The organism is Paenibacillus glucanolyticus, from assembly GCF_037333485.1.
Classification (GTDB): domain Bacteria; phylum Bacillota; class Bacilli; order Paenibacillales; family Paenibacillaceae; genus Paenibacillus_AQ; species Paenibacillus_AQ glucanolyticus.
Genome location: NZ_CP147845.1, coordinates 6,290,984 through 6,317,594 on the forward strand (window position 1 = coordinate 6,290,984; position 26,611 = coordinate 6,317,594).

At 50.7% G+C, this 26,611-nt stretch carries 14 protein-coding genes; 2 read left to right on the plus strand and 12 right to left on the minus strand.

Translation table 11 applies throughout. The features are described from left to right. Positions 1 to 48 precede the first annotated feature (48 nt). The 3 genes from WDY75_RS28965 to WDY75_RS28975 form a co-directional block, all read right to left on the minus strand. Complete coding sequence (locus tag WDY75_RS28965) at positions 49 to 1,443, minus strand: stalk domain-containing protein (RefSeq protein ID WP_231887978.1); 1,395 nt, start codon at positions 1,441 to 1,443, stop codon at positions 49 to 51. 283 nt (positions 1,444 to 1,726) lie between these two features. Then, entirely contained in the window at positions 1,727 to 6,682 is a 4,956-nt protein-coding gene (locus WDY75_RS28970; RefSeq protein WP_063478357.1) for a pullulanase, read from the minus strand. Between the two features lie 388 nt (positions 6,683 to 7,070). Then, entirely contained in the window at positions 7,071 to 7,523 is a 453-nt protein-coding gene (locus WDY75_RS28975) for a hypothetical protein (RefSeq protein WP_231887977.1), read from the minus strand. Between the two features lie 407 nt (positions 7,524 to 7,930). Between WDY75_RS28975 and WDY75_RS28980 the strand changes: the two genes are divergently transcribed. After that, positions 7,931 to 9,847, plus strand: coding sequence for a beta-N-acetylhexosaminidase (locus WDY75_RS28980; RefSeq protein WP_063478356.1), 1,917 nt, complete (start codon positions 7,931 to 7,933; stop codon positions 9,845 to 9,847). Between the two features lie 116 nt (positions 9,848 to 9,963). Here WDY75_RS28980 and WDY75_RS28985 read toward each other — a convergent pair whose 3' ends face one another. Next, positions 9,964 to 11,283, minus strand: a complete 1,320-nt coding sequence (locus tag WDY75_RS28985; protein ID WP_063478355.1) for a sulfatase-like hydrolase/transferase — start codon at positions 11,281 to 11,283, stop codon at positions 9,964 to 9,966. Between the two features lie 159 nt (positions 11,284 to 11,442). Between WDY75_RS28985 and WDY75_RS28990 the strand changes: the two genes are divergently transcribed. Continuing rightward, positions 11,443 to 12,312, plus strand: a complete 870-nt coding sequence (locus WDY75_RS28990) for an AraC family transcriptional regulator (RefSeq protein WP_063478354.1) — start codon at positions 11,443 to 11,445, stop codon at positions 12,310 to 12,312. A 28-nt stretch (positions 12,313 to 12,340) separates the two neighbouring features. Here the strand turns inward: WDY75_RS28990 and WDY75_RS28995 are convergent, their stop codons facing one another. The 8 genes from WDY75_RS28995 to WDY75_RS29030 all read right to left on the minus strand — a co-directional run bounded on the left by WDY75_RS28995 (position 12,341) and on the right by WDY75_RS29030 (position 26,212). Next, positions 12,341 to 13,324 (minus strand): hypothetical protein, encoded by a 984-nt coding sequence (locus WDY75_RS28995; protein WP_063478353.1) that lies wholly within the window; start codon positions 13,322 to 13,324, stop codon positions 12,341 to 12,343. After that, on the minus strand, positions 13,324 to 13,812 hold the full coding sequence (locus tag WDY75_RS29000) for an RNA polymerase sigma factor (RefSeq protein WP_036636417.1): 489 nt from the start codon (positions 13,810 to 13,812) through the stop codon (positions 13,324 to 13,326). The genes WDY75_RS28995 and WDY75_RS29000 overlap by 1 nt, the downstream gene beginning before the upstream one ends. Positions 13,813 to 14,005: 193 nt before the next feature. Continuing rightward, on the minus strand, positions 14,006 to 20,266 hold the full coding sequence (locus tag WDY75_RS29005) for a 5'-nucleotidase C-terminal domain-containing protein (protein WP_063478352.1): 6,261 nt from the start codon (positions 20,264 to 20,266) through the stop codon (positions 14,006 to 14,008). Positions 20,267 to 20,448: 182 nt separating this feature from the next. After that, complete coding sequence (locus WDY75_RS29010; RefSeq protein WP_006207705.1) at positions 20,449 to 21,402, minus strand: ABC transporter permease; 954 nt, start codon at positions 21,400 to 21,402, stop codon at positions 20,449 to 20,451. Between the two features lie 6 nt (positions 21,403 to 21,408). After that, a complete protein-coding gene (locus tag WDY75_RS29015; protein ID WP_006207704.1) occupies positions 21,409 to 22,464 on the minus strand; it encodes an ABC transporter permease in 1,056 nt (351 codons plus the stop codon). Continuing rightward, the gene (locus tag WDY75_RS29020; protein ID WP_063478351.1) at positions 22,457 to 23,989 is read right to left on the minus strand and encodes an ABC transporter ATP-binding protein; all 1,533 of its coding nucleotides are present in this window, start codon (positions 23,987 to 23,989) and stop codon (positions 22,457 to 22,459) included. The genes WDY75_RS29015 and WDY75_RS29020 overlap by 8 nt, the downstream gene beginning before the upstream one ends. Before the next feature lie 396 nt (positions 23,990 to 24,385). Continuing rightward, positions 24,386 to 25,498, minus strand: coding sequence for a BMP family protein (locus WDY75_RS29025; RefSeq protein ID WP_006207702.1), 1,113 nt, complete (start codon positions 25,496 to 25,498; stop codon positions 24,386 to 24,388). Positions 25,499 to 26,023: 525 nt separating this feature from the next. After that, entirely contained in the window at positions 26,024 to 26,212 is a 189-nt protein-coding gene (locus WDY75_RS29030; RefSeq protein ID WP_006207700.1) for a hypothetical protein, read from the minus strand. Between the last annotated feature and the right edge of the window lie 399 nt (positions 26,213 to 26,611).

A 26,611-nucleotide genomic window follows, 5' to 3' on the forward strand; every position in this document is an offset into this window, starting at 1 on the left:
AAACTCCTCTCGAATTGGAAAAAGATGGTCTATCCTTGATTGAAAACATTACTTCGTAACCGCTCTCCAGCTGTCGCCTGCATTCACCAAAACCCGGCCGTTCTCGATGATGGCGATTTGCGATCCGGCTACGGTGATGGCGGATACGTCAGCAGATACCGTGTACAGCTTGGTTTGTTTGCCCGTCGCCGTATCAATGGAATAGATCACGCTGTTGCTGTCGTCTTGGGCAGCCAGCACATATAGTACTCCACCGGACAGAATCGCTTGCTCCACATCGTAATCGGCAAACACGTTGGCTGCCTTCTGAGAAGCATCCACCGACAACAGCGTGGCTTGATCATCTGTGGACGGGACGCTAACGTAGTATGCTTTCAGTCCATCCGTGGACAGTACAAACACTTTATCATCCGAGGTCGTAGTCAGCTTCACAGCTTCCGGTTTCGATCCGTCGATGTTAAACGAAAAGATTTGCTGCTGATTGGATGAGAAATCAATGGACACATTGTCTTCATCGATATTCGTGGTATCGGAGGTTACCGTACCGAGTGTGGTCACAGTGTAAATGAATTTCTTGCCGTCGGCGGAAACGCTCAGATTTTCCTTATAGTCCACCTTGTCCTCCACCAATTTCGCGATGGAACCGTCGGCCAGACTCAGCTTGGCGATCACGGTGCCTTTATCCCCTTGCAGAAAATAGATAGCACTGCCGTCAGCCGACCACACGAGCTCCGGTTTAATGCTGTTATCGTTCGTGATCTGACGGGAAGCTTTGCTATTCAGATCCAGCACATATACCGCACCTTCTGCGTCCGTGTAGGCTACTTGATTGCCGCTGGGCGCCACCACCAGATCGGACCCGCCGCTTGTTGTCAGCAGCAGCTCGAACTTACCGCTTGTTGTATCAACCAGGTAATCCGTTCTGCCATTCTCATCGCTCTTGGAAACGATCAGTTTGCCCGCTCCGGCAAAACGAGGGTTCTCTGCGCCTTCCAGAAGTGGTACCGTGCTGATCTCAAGCACGCCTGCTCTGCGGGCAATGGTTCCGCCAAGCCCTGATACCAGTGGACGTAATGCAACATAGCTTGTGCCACTAACATTTGTGACAGGCTGGGCCAGCGTGGATTTCACTCCATCTACCATCATCTGAGTCGAATTGGCTTTCAGTACAACGGTATGTCCGTTCAGCGTTATTGTCGTAGTGCCGCTATGTACTTCTGCTTGCGCGCCGGTTGCCTTGATCACATCGCGCAGCGATACAAGCGTCTCGCCTTTCTTCACCATGGAACGAACCACAACCGTGCTGCCATTGATGGTGAACGAGGAATTTTGCACCTGGGCTGCAGCTGCAGCAGGCTTTACAGCCGGTGCGGCCGATACGGCGCTAACAACAGAAGTACCAACTACTGCGGCTACCATGGATACTACGAATGCTTTCTTCATTGACATTGGCTCTTGTCACCCTTCTCTTTTAACATTCTATTGGTTTAGGACTGTTTCACCCTGCTGCCCGGAACTCTGCTATTCTATTTATGAGAGCGTACCTGGCTCATCCCCCCAAACTCCTATCGTTCATGGTAAGCAGTAACCCTGCTTGATTGCTATTATAGGAGCGAATTGTAAACGGAAAATGTTGGAATTGTTATCTTAGTGTCAATATTTTCATATGCAAACAAAAAAGAGCCGCTGGAATCATCCAGGGCTCTCCTTCTCGTATCGCATGGTGTTACTTCATTTGATTCAATAGATTCAGCATGGCCTGTGCGCTTTCAGCACGGGTGGCAATCGCCTTGGGTGCGAATGTTCCGTTCGTATGACCCTTCATCAATCCAAGGGACAAAGCCTGATTCACCTCTTGGGCTGCCCATGCCGATATCTGCGACTGATCCTTCAGCTTCGGAGCTTCCACGGCGGTAGCGTTCCCCTTCAACTGGTAGGCACGGAAGAGCATGACAGCCAGCTCCTCTCGGGTGACAGCCGCATTCGGTGCGAAGGTGTCTTGGCTTCTGCCTTTCACCAACCCATGCTGATGAGCTGCCGCAACAGCGGACGCATACCAGGCATCGCTGCTCACATCATTGAAGATCGTACCTTGAGCATCTTCAAGGTTCAGGGCCGAAGCGAGCATCGCGGCAAACTGAGCCCGTGTCAGCTGCTGATTCGGGCTGAATTTTGTATCACTGGTGCCTTGCACCACCTGTTTTGCCGCAAGCGCTTTTACCGCCTGCTCCGCCCAATGGCCAACCAGATCGGTAAATGATTTGTTGTACTCCAGTACGGCATATGTGCTGAAATGGCTCACCTCTGCCGTCAGCAGCCCATTCACGAGCTTGCCGCCTGCATAAGACAATCGGCCTTGGTCTGAGATTTGGTAGATTCCAGCCAAGCTGCCCTGTATGCCACTGTCAACTGCGAAACCAAGCCGTACGGGTGCGGTGAACTTCTCCTGTACATATTCCTTGCCGTCTTTGGTCTTCACGGAAAGGTTAAAATCATACATCTTGCTGCCCTGCTTCAGCTCAGCCTTCCCGAAAGCAGCGGCTTTAGCTATGAGTGAGGCAGCGGTCTGAGATGCAACCTCTTCCAGCTTGAAGGAAATCATCGCATCCTTGGCTTGATCCGCTGGCACAAGCTGCCGCAGCGCTTTGAGCAGTGCTGACGGAAGCTGGACAACCAGACCGTCTCTCTTTAGTTCCAGCGGCTTCGAACCGAGAATTTCTCCTGCTGTCAGTGGCAGGAGAATCTCGTTATCCTCTGCTCCAAGCTGAATCGTTACGTTCTCTTGCCCGCCTCGCAGTGACTCTTCGGAGATCACGCCCTGCCCCTTATCCGGCTTCGTTCCCGGATCGGTAGACGGGCTACCGCTTGTTCCTCCATTGCCGTTGCCGCTTCCGCTTCCGGAACCGGGATTGCTGCCGTTGCCGCCGCCGCTCTTGGCGTCCGTCTTAATGACAACAGCCGTGAGAGGCTCAAGCGTGATCGAGCCAGCTGTTAATGCAAAGCCCGATTTTGCCTTGACGCCAACCGTGCCTGCCTCGTCATTATCCACAAGCACCGTGCCGGAAGTCAGGTCCTCGCTCAGCGTCAGCGATCTCGACTGGTTATCGGCATTAACAAACACATAGTAGCTGCCTGTTCCGTCCGTCGCTTTGTTTTTGTAGGCTATAACCAGATCCTGGGCTTTCACTTCAGGGATCTGCTGGAGCGTCACATTCGAATCCACTACAGACTTGTCGCCCAAACGGAAAGCATCGGACGATTTTCTTAACTCAATCAATCCGGTAGTGTACTCGCGCGTCTTGTTATTCTCCGGGTATTTGACTTCATTAGTCGCCTTCTCCCAATCAAACATGTTGATGGCATCGGAAGAGTCATATGAGTCATGAATGAAATATCCGAATCCCTTGCCTGTCTCATCAACCAATTCATGATACTTCTGTTCCGGAACGCCAGGCGCTTTCCACTGTTTCGTACGGCCGTATTCCTGCCCGGCATGGAGGAAAGACGTCCCTTGGGAAGTCAGAGTAAGCAGGTTCCCAAGACGTATCCGTTTATGGATCTCCAGATCATGAGCTGCCGCCGAAGGGTCCTTCTTGATGGACTGTGCAATAATATCGTATAACGGCAGATTGTCATGGGCTTCAATGTATTGAACCATGTCGCCCGGATCGTCCTGCTTGGTATTGCTTGGCTGCGCCTTGATATTGTTAAAAATCGTTTGGATATCGCGCGCGCCGCCTGTAATGAATCTAGGCTCGCCTTCGTTACCGAAGCCGGATTTCAATTCGTTGCGGAATTCATCGGAGAATACGCCGACGTCATTCGTTTTGTCCATCCAATTCTGGTCTGCGCCCTTACCCGCCAGGGAAGGATCAGACAGATGTCCTCCGAAGGTTACCCAGCCTTCACCGATAAACAACGCCTTCGGATTAATGGCAGCTGCGGCATCGTATGCGTTCTGTACCGCGTCATACGTGGCGTCGCCCATCATATCCCAGCGCATGCCGTCGATCTTGTACTCCTCGAACCAGTATTTCACGGAGTCTACCATCAGCTTCTCCGCCATTTTGTGGTTCGTTGCCAGGTTGTTGCCGAAGCCCCCAATGAAATTGCCGTTAGCATCCTGGAAGGCATAATAGTTAGGCACGATATCGTTTAAAAATTCAGCCTTGGCCATATGGGTGTACACCACGTCGAGAACGACGCCCATATCCGCCTCATGAATGGCGTCAATCATCGCCTTCAGCTCTTTGATTCGAAGCTCCGGATCCGCAGGATCCTCGGAGTATGCACCGTCAGGCGAGAAGTAACTGTGCGGATCATACCCCCAGTTATACTCGTTGTCTTTTGCCGAATAGTCCAGTTCTCTATTCTTCATGGCAGCTTCGTCCCCGTAATACCAAGCCATCACAGGCAGCAGCTGGACATGAGTCACGCCCAGTGACTTAATATATTCGAGCTTGGTTTTGAAAGCATCGTACGACCCCCAAGTAGCGTTATGCAGGTCATTCTCGATGGTTGGATCTGAGGTAAAATCCCGAACATGGATCTCCCAGATGATGGCGTCTTCCCGCTGCTCATAACCCGGAATATCCGCGAAATCAAACCCGGCCGGATTCGTCTGGCTTAAGTCAACGATGGCCGCTTTGCCGACGGTATCGCCGTCAGGCCCAACTTCGCCCTTCGTATTCACTCTGAATTGCGCCATGGATTTAGCGTATGGATCAAGCACATTTTTCGTTACGCCGTTATGGCTCACCTCGTATTGATAGAAGTATCCTCTGAAGTCCTGAATGCCAAGGTCCCCAGGCTTCACCTGGACAGACCAGACGCCTTTATCGCCTTTTTGCAAAGCGACGTTGCCAATAAACTGCGCAGCATCATCCTTGTCGTATACGTTTGCGGTAACCGTGGTTGCCGTCGGTGCCCACAGCTTGAGCTCGGCCCCGCCAGCCTGGTAGGTTGCCCCAAGATCATTCCCATCGTAAGCATACATTTCATCCAGCATTCTCCAGCCTGTGGAGGCCGATATGGTTTTACCCGCGTAGCTTACCTTCAAGGGAATCTGATCCAGCTGGAATAACGCCATAACTTCAATCGTGGTGTTACCGGTAATCTCCACGTTCTGGATGTTAACGCTACCCCCGTCTTTGTCCTTGATTTGGAGCTCATTCTTCAGGGTCTCCGCTTCCAGACCTTCGGTCATCGTAAAACCAAGCTGGAGCTTCCCGGGTGCCAGCACCTCAGCCGAGACTAATCCGGTAGGCACTTCACCATATGGCGATGTGTACACCGTGTTATCTCCCTCTTTAATAAACAGGTGCTGGTACCGGTCTACCAAAGTGAAGCCTTTGTCACCAGCTTCCTTGCCCGCATCTCCCTTGGATGGATCAAGGACCAGGAAATTCATCTTCTGAGCTCCCGATTTCATCGGGATATCCACATAAGCGCCATAGCGGTCCGTTTGACCCGCAGGGAACATCGTTGCGCCGGTCGGCCAGTCATTCGATGGCGCCGCTACATCTCCCCATAACCATAGACCAAACGGTTGGTAGTTCTGATCCTGTCTTGCATAGTGAACACGTACCGTATCTGCTGGAAGATCCACCGGTTCAAAGCTGTACACCGTATCGGAGCCTTCCTTAAGCCATACTTCCTTCATGTCCGGTGAAGCCAGCGCGAATTTCTTGTCTCCGCCGTCTTTATTGCCGCTGACGCGGTCAACAACGACGATGCCCACCTTCTGTGCCGCATCCTTCAGCGGAATGTCGACGAACGCGCCATAGTTGTCCAGCTGCCCATTCGGGAATGGCGTTGCCCCGTTTGACCAGTTGGCCGAAGGAGCCGCAACGTCGTCGAATACCCACAGCCCTGTGCTGCCGTAATTCGCGTCAGCCCGATTATAATGGACACGCAGGTGGTTTGCGGGAACCGGAATTCCCGGATCTACAGGCACTGTAAAATCGGCAGCAACCTGATGATTGACAGCATTGTAACTGAACGTTACCTTAACATCCTGGGGCAGTTGAAGCGCCTCTCGGTTAGCCGGATACACCGGGCTAGCCGCGTCACCCCCTAAGGCAATCTGGTATTCGTGATCACCGCCATACACATCGGCTGTGACCGTATACACATTGTCATAATCGGCATCCTGCATGATCAGTCGTGCATCCGCCGGCGACCAGTCGGCCGCTTCGCCGATGCCTGATTGGAAGCTTCCTATGACTCTTGGAAGCTTATTCGCTTCCATCGGCGCGTAGTATGTAGAATCTGCGATCCGGTGGGTTCCATGATTGTAATAAAAGGTGACTTGGGCGTCCTGGCTTAGATCGATGAGAATATTGCCGTCCTTGTTGGCACCGCTGGTATTGGAGTAATTAGCGAATCCATAACTCTCCGTCCAATCCCCGTCAATGGCGATCTTGTATTCGTAAGATCCCGCAGGCAAGTGACCGGTAAACCTGTATTCGCCGTTCCCCATATCATTCATGGTGGTTGCGGCTGCTGTTGGATCCCAATCCGTGTTATGACCAAGCTCGGACTGCAAAGTCCCGACCAACGTGACCTGGCTTGGTGCGCTATTGGCATTGGCCGCCGATGGCGGAATGCCTAGCATGGAGATAATCAAAGAAAAAATCATAATGATGGACCACGTTCGCTTGCTTGCTGCAGTCATTCTCATTAACAAATAGCCTCCTTCTGTTTTTTAAATCAGGTAAGTGGTTGATGCTATTCTGATGCCATTCTTTGCGCAAACGCTTGCATTAATGAGTTTAAGCTTCCATCGTTTCAGGGAACGACAATTACTGACAATTGGGGTAGAATCACTCCGATATCTAGTGCTGGAACATGAGATGAAAGCGATTTCAATGAAAACGTTTGCATTTCTTATTGTAGTATCGCATCTCAAGGTCGTCAACCACATTTTGACCTGTTTTTAAAAAGTATTTTTCAGCTTGAATCAAGCTCTATCCAGCAGTATCTAGCTATAACAAATAAAGGGAAACAGCGACTGTATGGCTGATTTCCCTTCAATCTTATTGAACCGTTTCTTGAACGGTTGACATGTCTTATTCCTCTAAGGTGTGCACATTAAACGTCTCGGTGGCTAATGAAACACCATCGATGCCTAGAGCCTGAACATCTACATGGTTATGGAGTGATTGGTCCTTGATATCCCATACCAAAGACCAGCCGTCTTCTCCATCACTATCATACCCTATGAGTTTCCGTTCCTTGCCAACCTCCGTTCCTGTAGGAGATGACCAGAATAACACAGTGTCGGCATGCTGTACCTCCACATAAATGGTTATTGTGTCAGCATCCCTTGGGACAACCCACCATCCATTTTCCTCCTCGGCATCTGTATATACTTTGTCCATCATCACGGATGTTTTGCTGAATCCGGAAGGAGCATCGGAATTTGCTTTATATGGAATGGTTTCAGGTTCCTCGTTGCGAGAACAAGCTGATGCCAGAATCATGGTCAGTATCAGAAATGAGACTGCGATTATTTTTTTCATATAGATCCCCCATGTGTGGTTACTTTGCAAGACTAATGAATTTCTAGATAATAATGTTTTGATGATGATCCGGATGATCTGTTGAATGATCCCCATGCTGTTTTATCGGCTGTCTAGGATATGTGACGTTATATCAAGCATAGGAATTAGCTAATACCCCAGCATAGGACTTATTAGCTACTGCCGCAGCATAAGAGACTTCTCTTTTGCTCTAATATTTACTGTTCATATATATATTAACTCTTAACACAAGCAATGGTTACGCAAAATTTTAGAGAGTTATGCCGCCATACCACTAGTGTTCGCAAAACTTAGGATTGATTTCCCTCAACGATTCCAATAACATTAAACATTATAATGATATAATGTTTAATGTTTGCAAAATCTTGGATGCAGGGGGATTTCATATGAAATTTCGTTTCGCGGGTGCTGTATCGGATATACTGCCCGGTGCGCAGCTGCTGCTAGACGAACTTGGCGTAGAACTTGGGGAAGGCGGAGTCACGGTTGAGATAGCATTGTCCGAGGGCGAGCTTCAAGTCGGACGAGAACATACCCGAGCTTACATTCGTTACGGCAGAAAGCATCAATTCTTCCGGGGGCTCGGCTTGCTCATTCAACATAGCCGCCATAGCGATACGTTCCATCTTCAAGAGAACCAGCAATTTGACCAGATCGGCCCAATGTTTGACCTGTCCCGGAACGCCGTGCTCACGGTGGACAGCTTTAAACTCATGCTGAACAAGATGGCCTTGATGGGAATGAACAGCGTGATGTTATACATGGAGGATACCTACGAGATCAAAGGCGAGCCCTATTTCGGATACATGCGCGGCCGCTACACGCAGGCGGAGCTAAAAGAAATTGACGATTATGCCGACCAGTTCGGCATTGAGGCTTTTCCAAGCATTCAAACCTTGGCGCACCTGGAGGAGTTTCTGAAATGGGAGCCCATCAAGCATTACCGTGATACAAAGGGTGCCCTTCTCGTCGGCAGCGAGCAGACCGATTCCCTGATTGAACGGATGATCGAGGCTGCAAGTGCCCCTTTTCGCAGCAATAAAATTCATATTGGCATGGACGAAGCAGAGGAGCTTGGACGAGGCAAATATTTGGATCACAACGGCTATGTGAGCCGCTTCGATATTATGATCGCCCATCTGGAGAAGGTTCTGGCAGCCGTTCGAAGGCGCGGCCTGAAACCGATGATGTGGAGCGACATGTTCCTGAAGCTCGCTTCCGGCGGAGGCGGCGATGCGGCGTATTACGATAAGGAAGCCTCGATTCCGGAGGAAATGGCCCGCCAGATTCCGAAGGATGTGGACATGGTGTACTGGGACTATACCCATATGGAGCCGGAGGATTACGAAAAGGTGATTGCCAATCATCGGCCGCTCGGCTGCAATCTCGTGTTTGCGGGAGCAGTCTGGATTTTTAACACGTTCGGCGTAAACTACGGTCTGTCCCTGAACGCTTCCGATGTGGCGCTGCAAGTGTGCAAGCAGGAAGGGATCCGTGAGGTATACGCCACGATGTGGGGCGATGATGGCAACGAAGGAAATCCCTTTGCAGCCCTGCTTGGCCTCCAGCTCTATGCCGAGCATGCCTATTCGGAACAGAAGCCTTCACTGGCTCTGTTGGCGGAACGAGTGAAATTCTGTACGGGCATCGATATGGATACGTTCCTCCTGCTGAAGGATCTGGACGAAATTCCAGGCCAGGAGCCGAACAACGCCAAGCAGAGCAACCCGTCGAAATTTTTGCTGTATCAGGACGTGCTCCTCGGGATGTTCGACAAACAGATCGAAGGCCTGGACCTCTCGAACCACTATGCCGAGCTGGAGCAAAACCTGCGCGCGAAGCGCGATAGCAGCGCCGAGTTGGACTATCTGTTCGAGATGCCGGAGAAGCTGAGCGCCGTCCTCAAACGCAAGAGCGAGATTGGCATTCTGCTGAAGCAAGCCTATGATGCCAAGGACACCGATACTTTAAGACATATGGCCAAGAACGTGCTCCCTGCCATTTCCAAAGCCGTTCAAGAGCTGCGCATTGCCCACCGTACGCAGTGGCACCGGATGTTCAAGCCCTTCGGCTGGGAGGTCATCGACATCCGCTATGGCGGCGTTATCACCCGCCTGGACACTGCGTCGTTCCGCATTCTGGAATACGCCGAGGGGCGAGTGGCACGAATCGAAGAACTCGAGCAGGAACGGCTCGTGTTCAGCACGACCCACCGCGGCAACCACAAGGGTGTCGGCTGGTGCAGCCATTATTACCGGATGGCTTCGCCGAACGTGTTCTACCATGTGCTGAATCCTTTTTAAGGGTCCAAGCTGCCTGAAATTGCAATACTTTTCACCAACACATCATGAAAAAGCCCCGGAGACCGGGGCTTTTTTGCATAATCGCTAAGTCTTAGATGATATGCCCTAATCCACGCTTAAGATCCTTGATTTTGCACTTCCTCATACCAGACTCGTACATCCCGGCTAAGGCGCTCCACGATCTCGGGATAACGGTCCGCCAAGTTGGATCGCTCTCCCGGATCCTTGGACAGATCGGACAGATGAACCTGATCCGGAACCACGCGATCGAAATCGAGTTTTCCGTTCAGCACCAGCTTCCAGTTGCCTTCCCGGACAGCCAGTTGACCTTGATACTCCCAGAACAATTGCTTATGCGGTGACGGCTTGCCCCTGAACAGCATCTCCTTCAGGCTGCTCCCATCCAGGGTAATCCCTTGAAGCGGTCCCGCCGCCAGATCGACGCCCGCCAGATCCAAGAAGGTCGGAACGATGTCCATCATGGCCGCGACCTCATCGCGCACTTGTCCGCCTTCCCATCCGTTCGGCCAGTTCAGTATGGCAGGTTCGCGGATTCCACCTTCGAACAGGCTTGCCTTATGCCCCCGAAAGATCCCCGCGCTCCCGCCGTAATAAATGTCTTCCGTCCCGTCCAGCCAGTTACGGCTCTCGGAAGACGGCCCATTATCACTGGAGAAAAAGATGACCGTATCCTCATAACAGCCGGCTTCCTTCAGCGCCTTCACGATCTCCCCGACGCCGTCATCCACCGCTGCAATCATGGCGGCCATGACCTGCCGATCCCAAGGCAAATGCGCAAACCGGTCCATGTATTCCTGTGGTGCATGCATCGGATAATGCGGCGCATTGTATGACGTAAACAAGAAGAACGGAGCCTCCTGCTCCCGAGACCGCTTAATGAAATCAACCGATCGTTCTGTAATCAGTTCAGTCATATACCGGCCGTTCTCCCAAACCTCCGTTTCGTTTTCCCATAGATCATGCAGGGGATTGACGCCATGACCTTGCCCCCAATAAAAAATGTGCGAGTAAAAATCGACGCAGCCTGCCTTAAATCCAAAGAACTCATCGAACCCATGCGCATTCGGGCTGGTTTCCTTGGACAGGCCCAAATGCCATTTTCCATAAAGTGCCGTCCTGTACCCGGCAGGCTTAAGCGCCTTGGCCAACGTCACCTCGGCGGCAGGTAGCCCATGGGAACTGCGCTTCGCCCCCAGGATTTCACCGACTCCCGCTCGGACCGGATATTTGCCTGTCAACAAAGAGGCTCGTGACGGAGAGCAGACCGGGGAATTCGAATACCAATTCGTAAAACGAACGCCTTCATCTGCCAATCCGTCCAGATGCGGGGTTCTCACGGAATCCGAACCATAACATCCAAGATCCCCGTAGCCTAGGTCATCACAATAAACGACGACAAAATTCGGTTGTTTCATATCTCCATTCACCTCGGCTATGCTCGACTTGTTCCTCATATCGTACCCTGTCGCGGATCAACACGGAATGTCCAATCCTTGCAATCGTTATACAATATGTTGCATATTAGCATTATCAAGCGAAGTGATCTTGTTTAGCTGGAAGGAGGGAGCAAAAGCATGACAGTGAACCAACGGCCATCCCGAGAAGAATACTTTAACAACCCGGCTCACTTTGAGACCCAACTGGGATTATGGATATTCAAATCCGGATCCCACCCCTTTTTCACCGAAAAAGTCGGTCCCCGGTCCGTCGAATTTTATAGTATACATTTCGTTGCCAGCGGCAAGGTGCGGTTCGGATGGGACGGCAGCAGCGTCTCCCTCTCGGAAGGCGATCTGTTCTGCCTCTTCCCCGGCTCGGTCTATACATATGCCAAGGACTGTGACCAGCCGTCTACGATGATCACCTGGACGGCCTTTATGGGCGAGTTGATGCCGTCCATATTGAAGCATGTCGATTTATGTCCGGAACGGCCCTATCGTCAAAATGCCTTCAGGGACGATGCCTTGGCTGTCATCAAGGAAATTCAGGGATTGCTCCGGCAGCCCCAACAGGATCACAGCCTTCAGCTGATGTCGCTGGGCTTCCAATTGATCCACAGCATCGATCCGAACCGGAACCAGCGACATCCGGCTTCTTCGTCTGCTTCCGATTGGCTCGAATCCGTTCCCGGGTATATGAAGCTTTATTGCACAGAGAACCTATCTGTGGAGGAGCTTGCTGCGTGGGCCGGTGTGCATCGCAGTCATTTCACCCGTGCGTTTACCCGCCGATACGGTATCTCTCCGTCCCGCTACATGCAGCAGCTCATTATGGAGAAAGCGACCCGCCTGTTATCCGCTGAGGGAACCAGCATCACGCATACCGCTTTATCTCTGGGGTATTCGGATTTGTTTACATTCTCCCGCGCCTTTACCCGGTATTTTGGTATGACGCCGAGTGCATTCGTAAAAGGTCATCGCTCTTCATCGACGGCACGCGAATAAGAAGAAGCCATTGCGCTGAACAAACGCCCTACTCTTCCATCCGTTCCCACAGCGCCGTGAAAGCCTCGGCATCCAATTGAAAGAATACAGGAGCGTTTGCGTATCTTACATATTCCCCGTCTCTGAACAATCTTAACTGGACTTCCGTTCCGTCCTGGAGCTTAATATACAGAAATTTCTGTTCTCCCGATCCGGTCTCGTAGATCCCTTGCTCGAATAGAGGATCGGCCGCAATCGGCTTCGCCTCATACAAGGCCTCGACGAAGGCTTGCACCTCCGACTCGCCGGAAAAATCGTGCAGCTTGTTCTCCCCCATGTTCCAGCTGTCAAAATCCTGCCATTTTACCGATGTCATTCGATCCCTTAAATTCAGCTTGCCTATCAAGTCCTCGCCCTTGGTCACCGTAATCCCATTCAAATGCTCATACAGTTCAGCGTAGATCTCCCCATCATGCTCTACATAGGACATGATTCTAAAATCCAAGTCATACCCTTTTACCGAGTAAATGTCCATTTCTCCTATTGTCGAAGCAAGCTCCGTGTAATCATCAGGGGAGTTCCATTCCGTAATCCCCGACTTCGACCGTCCGAGCTTGTCGCCCAGCAGCTGCTTGGCGGTTTCCGGCGATATTCGCGTGCCGGTCTGGGTGTAGATATTCCCCTGATATACAACCAACCCGATCATGTCGGCTTTAACGCCGCTCTCTCTCGGAAGCTCAATCTTCGGAATGATCACCGGATCGTGACCGACCTTAGCGATCGGTGTCGTGTTCTCTCCGGTCCCGGGAGTCACCGGGGTATTGCTGACAACTGGAGCATCTTCTCCATTCAACATGAGCGAAATAACCAACACCACACCCAGCATGACAGCCGCACTAACACCAGCCATCCCCATCCGGTTCCTTCTTGGCGTTTGGCGCCCATTCTGTTTCATTCCATTCATAAGCCGCTCCTCCAATCCTTGGTCAGGTTCTATTTGATCTATCAATTGGTTATAGTCATTCCGATTCATCAATCGTCCTCTCCTTCCAAGTCCATTCGCAGCAGCTTCCTGCCGCGCTGAAGGCGCATCTTGACCGCGGATTCGTTAATCTGCAATATCCCGGCAATCTCCTTAACAGAATAATCCTCGTAATAAAACAGGTGGATGACCGACTTATATTTGAACGGCAAACTCATGACATGGTCCATCAGCATCCGTTCAGATGGCTCAGCAAAATAATCGTTCATATGCTCCATTTTGGTTACCCGCCTGCGCCACAGGCTTCCTTGCATGTTCTTGCAATAGTTGGTTATCACCCGAATCAGCCAAGCCTTCTTATGCTCCTGGTCGCTGAATTCAGGCGCTTTATGCATCAATTTGATGAATGTTTCCTGAATAGCTTCTTCTACATCCTGTTTGTTCCCAAGGTACACCATCGCTATTTTAAAAAGCATATTGCCATATAATTCATAGGTTTCCGTAAAATCTCCGCCCGGCCGGAGCGAATCCATCTGCATCGCGTGTAGACCTCCTTTTACCCTTAACACAGTTATGGACGTGGATCGGTCACATTTTGTTTTTGCTTTTACGAACTAAAAAAAAGAGCTGCCCCTGAGGGGCAGCTCTTTCTCGCCAACCAATATCTCCGCTTATTGGAACACGAACACTGATGTGAACATCCAATCTCCATAAGCCGCATGCACTGCATGTTTATTTTACATACGTCAAATCCTGAATCATGCGATGAAGCACAGCGGCGCTTTCGGCTCGGGTTGCGCTGGACTGAGGATTGAAGCGCAGCTTCGGATCCCCGTTCAGAATACCAAGACCCGCCAATTCATATACAGCTGCCTGCGACCATGCGCTGATCGAGGACGCGTCAGCGAATTGGGCTTTTGCCGCGTCTGCCTGATGGTATCCGGCATAGTCCATAGCTTTGTATACCATCAGCGCCATCTGTTCGCGTGTAATGTCCCGATTCGGCTTAAAGTTGCCGTCCAAATATCCGGTTATGATGCCGGCATCGGCTGCCGCCTGGATCTCACCGGCATACCAGTCGGATAACGCAATATCCTGGAAAGCCACTGCCTTAGTGTCGGCCGTGAGGCCCAGCGCCCGGACTACCAGTGCCGCGAATTCGGCTCGGGTTATCGGAGCATTCGGAACAAAGTTCTGCTCCGAACGTCCGGTCACGATCATGTTCGCTGCAAGGGATTCAACGTCTCCCTTGGACCAATGTGTCTCCATATCCTGGAACGTTACCGGGTTCAGAAGAACCAGGTACGTGCTGTTCATTTGACTGTAGATATCGATTCGTTGACCATTCACTTTGAACGGCACCGGCGTGTATTCACTGCCTGTTCCGTCAACCCGAACAACCGCAATTTCGGAGGAACGATAGTTCTTGGCAACATTCAGGGACCGCTTCACATACGATTGGAACTTATCCAGCGTGATGGTTTTGCCGCTGCCGGACGTTGCGGTTACCGTGTAGCTTAGGGCTTGCAGCGCATTATGTCCTTTGGAGGCTGCCGATTTAAGAGCATTCGAATCCACGGCAAGTTGAATGACCAGCTGGATACTGTTTATATCCGATCCGGCTTGAGTTGCCAGAGCCTGCAGGTTGATCTCCCGCTTCGGAAGCTCGTAGCTTCCGTATGGAGTGACCACGTTCAGCACTTGAGCGCTTGATTGATCAAGCCATGCCCGCAGCGCTTCATTCTCAATCGTAATGGATGAAGACTCTATAGGCTGCGCACTTGTAACCTCAATGGTGACTTTCCCGTCTGAAGGCAGCTTCAACGCTTCCTTCATAGCCGCTCCGGTTACGGAGCCTGCTGCCGCGCCATTCTCCACTTTAACCGGAACCTTCACCTTGCCTGCTTCCGCCGGTGGCGTCGTGCCAGGGTTTGTAGGATTCACTGGAGGCGTCGTTGGTCCTGGAGTTCCAGGCGTGCCCGGGTTCCCAGGGTTGCCTGTCCCAGGCTCTCCTGGCCCGCCAGGAAGCGGCGCTCCTTTCAGGTCTGTAATCCGACCCTCGACGGCCGAGGTCTTGTCCGTGATGGTGCCTACTTTTTTCACGTAATTCGAGAATACCTCATAGTCAGGCATATAGAGCAGGTTCACGCGCCCTTCCAAATATGCCTTTTCGAGCGAAGCGTAGAAATCGCCGCCCTTAGCGGTAAATGCATTTGTCGCTACCTCATATGATTTGTTCATATCAATCGGCTCGTAGCCGTTCTTGCCTTTCACCTCGATACGCAGTACGCGCGATCCAACCGGTTTGGTTGAATCGTAGATAAACTTCATGCCCGCAATATGCGGGAAGCGTCCATCCTCGGCCGGGGTTTTGGAAACCCCGTTCTCCAACGCTTCTTTAATCTCGGAGCCCGTCAGCGTGATGGTGACGAGATCATTGTTAAACGGCAGGACGGTCATTACGTCACCCATCGTAACTTTGCCGGCTCCAATCGAATCGCGAATTCCGCCGCCATTCTGCAAGGCAATGACCGCATTCGTTCCGGCTGCTTGCGCCGCATCCAGCATTCCGTCCGCGATGAGATTTCCGAGATTCGTTTCCTTCGTGCGCACATCGGCACGGACGCCGTTCAGTTTCACTTCCGTTGTACCAACCTCGGTTTGTTTTAACTGATCTACGCCAGGTTTGTACTTGGCATTCAAAATGGCAAGTGCTTCTGTATCCGGCTGAATGACATACTCGCCTTTGCTGTTTTTCTCGTCAACTGAAATGAGGCGGCTGTTCCACTCCTGCAGAACGCCCTCGTTGTCAAATACGACCTCTAGCTGGCCTAAGAATTGGCCTTTTTCACCTGTCTGCACGATCAGTTTCGGCTCGCTGTCCGAACGGTCTACAACCGCCTGATCCAGCTTGGTATGGCTATGACCGCCCACGATGATGTCGATGCCTTCAACTTGCTTCGCCAGGTTGACATCCACGTCATAACCGAGGTGCGACAGCACAACGATTTTGTTGATGCCTTCATTCTTCAGCATCGTGACGGTGTCTTTTGCCTTTTGCACCGCATCATCAAAGGTAACGTCTCCAGGGGAAGCGATGTTTGCCGTGTCTTCGGTCGTAAGACCGATCAAGCCGACCTGCTCACCGTCTACCTCCATGATGATGGCCGGGTAGATGGTTGCATCCTTGGCATCCCGGGCTACTTCATTCTTGAACTTTTGGCTTAATATAGCATCGGCTGAGAAATTCACGTTCGATGAAACAAACGGGAACTTCGCATGCTCAATGAAATCATTCAGTACTTCGGATCCTTTATCGAATTCATGATTCCCGAAGGTCATAGCATCATATTGAACCATATTCATGAACTCCAGATCCGCAAGTCCCAAGTATTGGTTGAAATAGAGTGTGCCGGAGAATACATCCCCCGCATCCACGAGCAGTGGATTGACCGCATGCGCTCTCGCCTCTTTAATTGCCGTGACCCGGCGAGCAACGTTGTTCGGAGAGCTTGTGGTATCCAGATTGGCATGCGTGTCATTGGTATGCAGGATCGTAAGCGGGAACCCGTTAGCGGCCTCTCCTTGCAAATCGATCTGCGCGACAACCGGATCATGATCCGATACGCGGCCCTTGGAAGCCGGGAAATCGGCGTTCAGGTGCACTACATCGACTTGCGTAGAACGGGTCAGGTTCTTGCTGACCAGAATATGATCCAGCACCTGCGAATTTCCGTCATACGTGTACGTATACTGCTCTTTCAGCGGCAGCGTATCAATCAAGTTATCTAATTCATTCCCTTTCAAAATCGTTGCCGTCTGCGTAAATTGGAAATCATTCAAATCGCCCAGAACAACAACGTTTGCGTCCGGATTTGCGGTTACCACGCTCTTAACAAATCCGTTAACGACAGCCGCGATCTGATGGCGCTGCGCTTCGCTGGAGAGAACCGGCGGCTGCGTATTGCCAAATGGTCCCTGGTCCCCAGATTTCGAGTTAAAATGATTCGCAATCACAATCACTTTCTCGCCCCGGAATTCAAACTGCGCGGCCAGCGGCTTGCGTGAGGCATTAAATGCAGGATTCTGCGGATCAATTCTGCCTGGATTATAGGTCAGCTGATCCTTAGCTGCATCATAGGCCACGGAATCCGTGGAAGAGCCTTTTTTGTTGTTTACACTGTCCGATAATTGAACACGGTCCGGGTTGTAGAGGAATCCGACACGAATGTTGGCTCCCGGCGCTCCCCCGTCATTATTATTAACCGGATCAATGTCGGTAAAGCTGTAGGTTGGGCCTCCCGCTGCCTTAATGGCTTTAATCAGAGCATCGTAGCTTAAGTCTGCTGCGGTGGTTCCATTGTTCTGCTCACCGTTGTTGTCCTGCACTTCTACAAGCCCGATAATATCCGGGGACTTGATGCTGCTAACAATCGACTCGGCCAGCTTGTTGATTTTGCTGGAGCCTACGCCCGGATAGAAGTTCTCGATATTATATGTCGCCACCCGAAGCTGCTCGGCATTCACATCAATGGTGGATACCTCTTGTTGAAATGGGCTGCTGTTAATTGCAGGCAATTCGCCTTTGCCCGGAATCACCTTGAAATTGCCGCTGTTGTATCCGATCACACCGATCACATCATCAGCAAACGTATCCCCGGTGCTTACTTCCTGTCCTGGATTGCCATAGGCAATAATAAGGCGCTGCGGATTGAAATTCCCTTGTTCTTTCAGAACGAGACCGCCAGCCGGCGTAATCACATCTGCTATATGATTTTCCACGCGGGTCGCGATATTGTACGTTCCGCTGCTTGTCCAGTACGGACTAATGATGGTTGGCTGCGGAAGTCTGACCCGCATACCCTCCAGGGACTCATAGAAATCGATAGCGTCTTCCTGCGGCTCGAATGCTGTCATCCCGTCGTTATCGATAATGGCAGCCGGAATCGGACGTCCACCCTTACCTAAAGTAACAGGCTCCGGCAGTGGTTGACCCTGATCCAGATTCTTCAAAGATTGCAGCTCAATTTGAGTCGATGTCAGATTGCTTGAGCTTCCTTCGTTAAATTCGGCCACTTTACCGGTGACGCTGACCAAATCTCCGATCTGAGGCCGGCTTGGATCCGTAGAATACACAAAGATCGCATCAGAGGTATTCGGATTGGAATCCGGCTTCGGATCCTGAATATAAAAACCTTTGATGTTGCCGTTAGAGAAAGTATAGCCGTACTGCGTGACAACACCCTCGATATCTTTTACGGTTTGACCGTTGTAAGGCGAGGCATGGGTTTCCCCCTGAATGTCCGCAATGCGCGGCTGCTGTGTAGCCTTGTAGGCAAATTCGTATACCTTGCTTACATCCACACCAGAAACAACAATCGCTTTGATAGTCGTATCACGGTCAATTGGAATTGGCGAGCTGTACTGCGTGCTGGATGTCGTCGGAACCGATCCGTCCAGCGTATAATAAATGTTTGCACCTTGCGTAGGGCTGGACAGCGTTACCTTTCCGCCGGTAACAATCGGTCCGGCACCCGGGCTCGCCATCACAGAGAATAACTCTTCGATTAAGGCATCCTCACCCAGGGGGATCAGTTCATAAATACTTCCGAACTGCTTCACCACACCCGTAACGAGGCTGAACGATTTAACTGTCTTCAGCTTGGACAAGCCGGAATAGATAATGAATTCATGCCCGCCCTGTTCGGCTGTATACTCACCCGGCTTGTTCTCCGACTTGATGGTTACATCCTCCAGGGAGACGAGCCTTGCTTCGTATGTCTCTCCTGTAGCTGGAGACAGGTCAGCCCCGGTGATTGGGAGAGCCTGCGGCAATCCCACTTGGGTGCCCGTTACGCTGTTCGGCAGCAAGGCGTGTGGTTTAATCTCCTGAAGATTGTTGTAAATCTCCATCACGCCTGCCACACTGACCCGGTCGCCAACACCAGCATTCAGCGGGTAGTCATAAAGCACGATACCGGCCGCGTCGTCTTGAATATAGGTTTCTCTGCCTTCAATATGCGTAATGATGCCTTCTGTCCACACATGCTCGCCTTTTGCCTTGCTGCGGGCTTCCGTAACGGATTTCTGTGTTAAAACATCGTATTGGAACGAGGTTACCGGTCCATCCGGTTGGCCGTCCTGGGCTGCGTACGCATCCACTCGTGTTGGCTCGTTGATCACAATTGGGTTATTGACGAGCTGGAAGCCGGACCCATTCCCGCCGGACAAGTACACATCCGCATAGACGGAAGCTCCCACCGTAGGAGGACTTAGCGTAATCTCCGTTCCGGCTGGCCAAGCATTCGGTCCTGGATTAGCCGTTACCAGGCCAAGTCCATTCCCCGGATTGACCGGTGTTGCAGGAGCTGCACTGTTACGCGGATCCGGCGTCGCAACGATAAAATCCGCTGCATTGTTATCCGTATCAAGACCACGATCCGATTGACCAGTGGTCAATTCTTTGCGAATCGCTGCCGTGCCGTTGGACAAAGCTGCCGTTGGATTCGTTTCAGATTCTATTGCAGTTGATCCATAACCAATGAGATCGATACGATCTCCCGCCGCATTCACCAGATCCACGATTCCGTTGCTGCCGCTTAAATTAAGCGATCCTAGAACATCGGGTGTCGGCAGAGCATTCCCTGTTGTGCCACCACTCTGTTGGACTAATAGATAGGTATAAGGCTCCATAATGCCGTTTAAAGAGGTTGTACCGTTAAATGCACCCGAGGCTGCGCTGGCATAACGTACCTTCCAGCCTGTGAGATCAACTGGACTGCCCGTTGGATTGAACAGCTCGATAAAATCATTCTTATATTGCGCTCCGCTGTTTCCCCCTCCCCCGTATACCTGGCTGATGACAACCTGATCATTGTGGGGAGCAGCCTCCGCAACCTTCACGGGACTGAAAGGAACAAGGATACTCAGGAGCATCACGATGGCCAAAAGCATGCTGAGATGCTTTTGGTACTTATGTAATCGAATGTGCATTCAGGTTTTTCACTCCTCTATTCTATTAAATTTTGTAGCCTTATTAACTATATATAACAGATATGTTTGGGGAGTTCTAACATAAAGTATGCCCTATGTAAAAAAACCTCCGATAGACCTAACCCATAATCTGGATAAGCATATCAGAGGTTCTACTTATGTTACATTTCCTTGCGTATACGTTACCGTTTACCTGAATCGAACGGCTCCCCTACCGCCTTCGGCGCATTCGAGGATTTGGAGAAAATAACCAAAGCGATTAGTGTCACCACATAAGGGAAAATCTTAAGAATAACCGGTGGGAACACCGCCAGCGATGGAATGACCTGCGATACGTTGGCTACCGTCGTGGCAAACCCGAAGAACAAGGTCGCCAGCAGGATGCCAAGCGGCTTCCATTGTCCGAAGATGAGCGAAGCCAAGGCAAGGAACCCTAGTCCCGCAACGTTCCCCGTAAATTCGCCAGAATACGTCAACAGGATAACAGCTCCCCCAAGCCCGGAAAAAGCCCCCGAGATCATGACGCCGACATACCGCATGGACTGGACTTTAATCCCTGCTGCTTCCGCCGCATGCGGATGCTCACCGCAGGACCGAAGTCGCAGGCCGAACGGTGTTCTGTACAATGCCAGTGCACTGAGCACCAGCACCAACAGAACTAACCAGGTCGTAGCATAGGTTTTAGTAAAAAATAAATCTCCGATGATCGGTATCTTCGACAGCCAAGGCACATCGAACGGCGCGAAACCATTCGTGATGCTGATCTTGCCGCTGCCCGTAATGTTGCGGGCCAGGAAAATCGTCAAGGCGCCTGCAATCATGTTGATCGCCGTTCCGCTTATGATCTGGTTGGCACTGAGGTTAATGCTGGCAAAGGCATGCAGCAGAGAGAACAGCGCACTCGCTGCGGCCGCTGCTAACAGCCCTACCCATAATACCCACGATTGGCCGGGCCATTGCGCCTGCATTTTGAAAATAACAAAAGCTCCGATGAAAGAACCGACAATCATCAACCCGTCAAGGCCGATATTCACGACTCCGCTTCGTTCACTGAACAGCGCGCCCAAGGCGGTAATCAAAAGCGGGATCGTGTAAGCGATGGCATACGGAAAAATCTGTTCAATCGTTGTCCACATATGTCCTTACTCCCCCTGCTTTTTATTTGCCGCACGACGCAGCTTCAATTTGCGGTAAAGACGTTCGATCAAGATGCTGGTTGCTGCAAAATAGATAATAATAGCGATGATCGAATCGGCAATCTCCGGCGGAATCTCCGTCATGGCATTCATAAACCCTCTGCCCGAGTAGAGAATCCCGAAGAACAAGGCCGACACCAATACGCCGAGCGGCGCGTTAATTCCGAGCAGGGCAACAGCGATGCCGTCGAATCCCTGGCTTGGCAGCACGCCGATCTGCATGCTGGATGCATTCCCCGCATATTGCGCAACGCCGGCAAGGCCCGCGAGCCCCCCGGAGATGAACATGGACAGGACGATGCTGCGTTTTACGGCAATCCCCGCATATTCGGACGCATGGCGGTTGAACCCAACTGCCTTCAGCTCATATCCCAGCGTCGTTTTGTTAATCAGGAAAGCTACAATCAATACGGCGATGACCGCGATAAAAAAGCCCAGATTGACATAGGAGCCTTGGAACATATCGCTGAGCCACTGCTGATGCAGCATCGCATCCGGCGGAAGCTGGCGAGATTCCGTCTCCAGGCTTGTCCCTTTGAAATAAGCTGGAATGACATAATAAACGGTCCAGTAGGCCGTCCAGTTCATCATGATGGTGGACACGACCTCATGCACGTTATATTTGGCCTTCAAAAAACCGGGAACGACCGCCCATAGCGCACCGCCGATAAACCCGGCCAGCACCATCACCAACAGGAGCAGGGCACGCGGCAGATCCAGCGAGAGACCAACTGCCGTCGCGCAAAAGCCGCCGAACAGCATTTGTCCCGCTGCACCGATATTAAACAGTCCGGTACGGAAGGCAAAGGCTACCGACAAACCGGTCAGAATAAGCGGAGTTGCCGTCGCCAGCGTATTTCCGATCCTCTCCGGGTTCTTGAGTCCACCCTGGATGAGATACTTATACCCTTCTACCGGATTATGACCGGTCAGCGCCATAAGCAGTGCCCCCGCGATGAGTCCGAACAGGACGGCAAGCAACGATTTTACGCTGTTATTCATGTGGTGCCTCCTCTTTTTGATACCCGGCCATCATCAGCCCGAGCTCTCTTTCGTTCGTTTCGGAGGTTTTGACGATACCTACCAGTTCACCGTTATTTATAACGGCAATCCGGTCCGACAAGTTCAGCACTTCATCAAGCTCCAGGGAAACCAGCAGAACGGCCTTCCCTTTATCACGCTGTTCGATCAGACGACGGTGAATGTATTCAATCGAGCCTACGTCAAGGCCGCGGGTCGGCTGGACCGCAATGAGCAGATCGGGATCACGTTCAACCTCGCGTCCGATAATCGCTTTTTGCTGGTTGCCCCCGGACATTGAACGCACGATCGACCGGCCGCCCGTTCCTGACCGTACATCAAAGCTCTGGATGATATGCTCCGCATGCTTGCGAATCGCAGCAGGCTGAAGCAGGCCATTCTTGGAGTAAGGAGGCTTGTTATACACCTCGAGAATCAGATTCTCTTCGATTGTATAGTCCAGAACAAGTCCTCTTTTTTGGCGATCCTCCGGGATATGACCGATCCCGCTCTCATTCCGCTGACGGACAGATAGGCCGTTCAACGCTTTGCCGTTCAGGTTTACCGTTCCACTCTCCGCTTGTCGAAGACCGGTGATGGCTTCGATCAGTTCGGATTGGCCATTGCCATCCACGCCCGCAATGCCCACAATTTCTCCGGCATGCAGATCCAGGCTAAAGCCTTTGAGTGCATCAACCTTCTTGCTGTTTTTCACTGTGAGCGACTGAATTTGAAGAACGGTTTTACCCGGGCTGCTCTCCTGCTTGTCTACCTTGAAGGAGACGCTGCGGCCCACCATCATTTCGGCCATGGCCTCGCGGCTGGTGTCCGCGACATCGACGGTGCCGATTGTTTTGCCCCGGCGGATGACGGTACAGCGGTCCGCAACCGCTTTAATTTCTTTCAATTTATGCGTGATCAGAATGATCGATTTGCCTTCCTTGACCAAATTTCTCATGATGCCCTGCAAATCTTCGATTTCCTGCGGCGTCAGCACCGCGGTTGGCTCGTCAAATATGAGTACTTCCGCATCGCGGTACAGCATTTTGAGAATTTCTACCCGCTGCTGCATACCTACCGAGATATCCTCGATTGTGGCGTAAGGGTCTACGTTGAGGCCGTATCGTTTGGACAATTCCTCCACCCGCTTGGCAGCGGATTTTACATCCAGGCCAAAGTAATATTTGCGCGTCTCACTGCCCAGAATAATATTCTCGGTCACTGTGAACGGGTCGACCAATTTAAAATGCTGATGCACCATCCCGATTCCGAGTTTATTTGCCACATTCGGATTGGAAATCCGCACTTCCTTGCCGTTGACCTTGATCGTGCCACGGTCAGGCTGATACATGCCGAACAGGATACTCATCAGGGTTGACTTGCCCGCTCCGTTTTCCCCAAGCAGAGCATGAATCTCGCCCTTCTTCAGCCTGATCGTGATATCGTCATTGGCCACAATCCCCGGAAATTCCTTGCGGATGCCCACCATCTCGACAACATAGTCCATGGTTTAGGGTCCTCTCCTTCTTCTTGGTTAAATATCTTCTGTGTTCAAAAATTGCTTAAAAAACGCGGATCGACTCACTTCCAAACAGCCAGAACGCAGTTAAATAGTTCTGATTCTATTCAATATCAGGATGCAATCGCTTGCGCCGGTGATACGGTCTGATACCTAAAATAGCCCCACAAAGTGGAGCCTATGCTTCGATGCTTGTTCCAAATACTTTGCGGGGGCCCCAAAACATATAAATGCGATTACAGAATTGCTTACGCTTCGCTGAAATAACTTATTATTTCTAATACCTTAAAAAAAGACGGAAGGAAATCCGTCTTTTTTTCATGCGGTATCGCTGCTTTTCAAGTAAGTCTATCCACGCTCTGCTAATGCTCTTGTTGTCTTGAATTACTTAATCAATTCGCCTTGCTCTCCGGCTACTTTAATTTCCCCGGCTTTGATCTTGTTGAACACATCATCCACTTGCTTGAGGATGTCTTCGCTCAGGTTCGGGTTCTTCTCAGGAAGACCGACACCGTCATTGGTAGCATCCAGTGTGAGTGTTTGTCCACCTGGGAATTTACCTTCGGTTTCCGCTTTGATCATATCGTAAGCCGCTTGGTCGATTTTCTTAACAGCGGAAGTCAGAACGACGGACTTGTCGCCTTCGTAAACGCCATCTTGATACTGGTCAACGTCAACGCCAACGATCCAAACGTCTTTGCCGTTCTGAACGCGGGTCTTCGCTTCGTTAATCGCACCAACACCTACGCCGCCAGCTGCCGCGAAAATGACATTGACACCGCGGTCATACATTTGAGCCGCCAATTGGTTACCTGCTGCAACATCGTCGAAAGTTCCTTGGTATACCACGTTTTCTTTGTTAATAACCAATTTTGTTCCGAGATTATCGTTCGCATAAGTCACACCTTGCTGGAAGCCCCAGTTGAACTTCTGTACAGGCGGAATTTCCATGCCGCCGATAAATCCGGCTTGTCCATCCTTCACATGAAGCGCAGTCGCTACGCCAGCCAGGAAGCCAGCTTCATGCTCAGCGAAGAAGATCGATACCGTATTTTCTTTAACTACCGGGGCTGCGCCTTCTTCTCCTGAATGAGGCGTTCCGTCGATAATAACGAATTTAGCGTCTGTATACTTGTCCTGTGCTTTGAACACGGCTGTTTCAAATTTGAAACCCGGGGTTACGATAAATTTAAATCCGGCATCGTACAGGTTTCCGATCTCTTTGGTGTAGTCAGCTTCTGTTGTTCCTGCAGGCTTCAGGTATTTATACTCCATTTTGAAGTCCTCATTGGCCTTCACAATGCCCTCATATGTTCCCTGGTTAAACGACTTGTCATCAATGGTTCCCGCGTCCGTAACCATACCAACCTTAAAGTTCGCTTTAGGTGCGTCTCCTCCTGCACCGCCGCTTGGTTCTGTAGCTGGTTTGTCGCCGCAACCTGCCAGCATTGTGACAGATAACGCCAAACTGATTAAAGATATGACCCCTTTTTTCATTAAGGATAACCCTCCTAGGTATATATGCCCGAATACTAGATTCGTGCTATTTACAATATATTAATAAAACAGACCCTTTTCAACATAAATTTGGGGGATTCTGTCAAACTGCATCTGTGCCGCGGTGAAACGTTTAAGACATGTTTTATCCCAATTTTAGAAGACTTAGGTAACCGCTCTCAACATGATGTTGATATAACGGTTTTTATAGATAACACGGGGGTTACAGGTGATGTGATACACAAAGCGAGGAGGATATAATATCAACTAAACTTCAAAAAAAATAAATAGACTTTATTCTACCACATTTGTATTTGGGCTTGTTTGTTATGGCTGCGTTAAGTATTAAGGCCTACTGTTTACATTCTGTTCTTGTACAAAAATACAGGTCGTCGGAATGAGACACATTACCAAAACTCCTACTTCCATTCCTTTCGTCACCCGCAAGCTTCCATATCCTGAAAGAAAGCACCTCGGCAAGGTGCTTGAGCAGGATGTCATCCATCCTGTAGCTTGAATTATTATTCATTTACGGCGAACTTTCATCATGCGGTTATACATGACAAATGCGGCAATAATCATCGCAATAAAACCGAGATTGCTCGCCGACTCCGGCGACATGCCGAACACCGCAGCCAGGTTCGAAACCAAGCCGTTCGTAAGCAGCGCAACCGCAATCAGCATGATCGGACGCCACACATTATACCTTCTCATCCTCGAAACACCCCCAAGCCAGTTTCGCAAGCAGAATACCAGAACATCAGAATACCTGAGATCATAGACTATTAGCTGTCATTATACCATGAATAAGAATGCGTTTACATTAATAATTAGATTCATAGGGGAATTTATGAGTCGATTGATTCAATAACAAATCCAAAGTCAAAAAAGAATCGGAGCCGGGATGAGAACGAAATTTCGAGAAAGCTGCTTCATTTGAAAAAGATATTTTATATAGAAGAAACAGCAATTGATTTGTAGAACAAACACCTAATTATAGTAAAACGAACAGCCCCCCGCTCCTTTGAGCGGGGGGCTGTTTTCATGAAGTAATCGATAATTCGCTGGCTCCAGCCAACACTAGTATCGTGAAGTAACGAGTCTGAAACTGCT

What these genes read in the sequence shown, in the direction of transcription:
- WDY75_RS28985 (WP_063478355.1), bottom strand. Translation starts at nt 11,283, where the DNA reads ATGAAACAACCGAATTTTGTCGTCGTTTATTGTGATGACCTAGGCTAC.
- WDY75_RS29025 (WP_006207702.1), bottom strand. Translation starts at nt 25,498, where the DNA reads ATGAAAAAAGGGGTCATATCTTTAATCAGTTTGGCGTTATCTGTCACA.
- WDY75_RS28970 (WP_063478357.1), bottom strand. Translation starts at nt 6,682, where the DNA reads ATGAGAATGACTGCAGCAAGCAAGCGAACGTGGTCCATCATTATGATT.
- WDY75_RS29000 (WP_036636417.1), bottom strand. Translation starts at nt 13,812, where the DNA reads ATGCAGATGGATTCGCTCCGGCCGGGCGGAGATTTTACGGAAACCTAT.
- WDY75_RS28975 (WP_231887977.1), bottom strand. Translation starts at nt 7,523, where the DNA reads ATGAAAAAAATAATCGCAGTCTCATTTCTGATACTGACCATGATTCTG.
- WDY75_RS29015 (WP_006207704.1), bottom strand. Translation starts at nt 22,464, where the DNA reads ATGAATAACAGCGTAAAATCGTTGCTTGCCGTCCTGTTCGGACTCATC.
- WDY75_RS29030 (WP_006207700.1), bottom strand. Translation starts at nt 26,212, where the DNA reads ATGAGAAGGTATAATGTGTGGCGTCCGATCATGCTGATTGCGGTTGCG.
- WDY75_RS29010 (WP_006207705.1), bottom strand. Translation starts at nt 21,402, where the DNA reads ATGTGGACAACGATTGAACAGATTTTTCCGTATGCCATCGCTTACACG.
- WDY75_RS29020 (WP_063478351.1), bottom strand. Translation starts at nt 23,989, where the DNA reads ATGGACTATGTTGTCGAGATGGTGGGCATCCGCAAGGAATTTCCGGGG.
- WDY75_RS28995 (WP_063478353.1), bottom strand. Translation starts at nt 13,324, where the DNA reads ATGAATCGGAATGACTATAACCAATTGATAGATCAAATAGAACCTGAC.
- WDY75_RS28990 (WP_063478354.1), top strand. Translation starts at nt 11,443, where the DNA reads ATGACAGTGAACCAACGGCCATCCCGAGAAGAATACTTTAACAACCCG.
- WDY75_RS28980 (WP_063478356.1), top strand. Translation starts at nt 7,931, where the DNA reads ATGAAATTTCGTTTCGCGGGTGCTGTATCGGATATACTGCCCGGTGCG.
- WDY75_RS28965 (WP_231887978.1), bottom strand. Translation starts at nt 1,443, where the DNA reads ATGAAGAAAGCATTCGTAGTATCCATGGTAGCCGCAGTAGTTGGTACT.
- WDY75_RS29005 (WP_063478352.1), bottom strand. Translation starts at nt 20,266, where the DNA reads ATGCACATTCGATTACATAAGTACCAAAAGCATCTCAGCATGCTTTTG.